The 1,120-nt window shown below is 59.6% G+C and carries 2 protein-coding genes; both read right to left on the bottom strand.

The window, feature by feature from the left end:
- A partial coding sequence (locus QMX93_RS30755; RefSeq protein WP_282359342.1) for a hypothetical protein occupies window positions 1-266 on the bottom strand: 266 nt, incomplete at its 3' end.
- 716 nt (window positions 267-982) lie between these two features.
- On the bottom strand, window positions 983-1,120 hold a 138-nt coding region (locus QMX93_RS30750; RefSeq protein WP_282359341.1), incomplete at its 5' end, for a PLP-dependent transferase.

Genomic DNA, 1,120 nt, shown 5'->3' with positions numbered 1-1,120 from the left:
GCGCCGACATGATCAGAGCCGTCAGCAGCCACAGCACCCGCGCCGACATGATCTGCGCCGTCTGCTGCCACCGCACCCGCGCCGACATGATCAGAGCCGTCAGCAGCCACAGCACCCGCGCCGACATGATCTGCGCCGTCTGCGGCCACCGCATTCGCGCCGACATGATCAGAACCGTCCGCAGCAACCGCACCCGCCCCAACATGATCCGACCCATCCGCTGCCACCGCTTGCGGCTGTCCGGCCCAGACTCCGGGAGCCACCATCGTTGCCGCTACTGCGAATACAACGCCTGACAAAAGCTTGTGATTCATGATCTTCTCCACGACCCGTCAGCCACAACGCAGTTGAGCAATGCCTGCCATTCGATCACAGGCGTTCGGCTCACTGGCTTGGGTCTAGCTAATTGGCGATTGGCACGGGCGCACCATCGAGATGCACGGGTGTCGACGATTTGAACGGCTCCGCAAAGGCAACTGAACCAGTATAGATGGGCATTTGCCCGCCATTGGCCGGAAGGACGAAGGGTGAGGGGATAGTCGTTTCGCTTCCTTGCAGCCACGCGCAAAAAAGAAATCCGTCTAAAAACACTGAACCGGTTTGCGCAGGCTTTGCTAGGCTCAATGATGTAGGCGAAGACGCAGACTGATGCGCAATCGGATAGCAAGGGGACGTGGGGCGCGTTCCGAAGGGTACACGGTTAGAAAGATCTCCGCGCTGAGATCCAGCCCTTATGCCGTGTGAAGCAGCTGAGACCGTTACTTTCACCCTGGTCCAGTACTGTGAGACTCCCGATAAACCTTGTAAGCCAGAGACCAGCACTGGCCGCCTACTCAAACACCAAAGCCCGCCCCGTGCGGGCTTTGTCGTTCTCCACAGTTCTCCCTTGTACCCCTGTGGCGAGGGGATTTAGCGAAACGTCGCACCGCCCCGTTGGGCTGCGAAGCAGCCCCCTCGACAATTTCGAATCAAACCCCAAGACTTACATCCCAGCCAAAGCCTGCAACAAATCCCCCCGCAGATCCTCAACATCCTCAACCCCCACTGACAGCCGCACCAACCCGTCACCAATCCCGAGTCTGGCCCGCGGCTCAGCCGGAATCGTCGCATGCGTCATGAT

Origin of the sequence: Pseudomonas sp. PS01303, from assembly GCF_029959385.1 — a bacterium.
In the GTDB taxonomy this organism is placed as follows: Bacteria; Pseudomonadota; Gammaproteobacteria; order Pseudomonadales; family Pseudomonadaceae; genus Aquipseudomonas; species Aquipseudomonas rustica.
The sequence above is the reverse complement of the archived record's forward strand: the minus strand, read 5'-3'. Positions and strand labels throughout refer to the sequence as shown.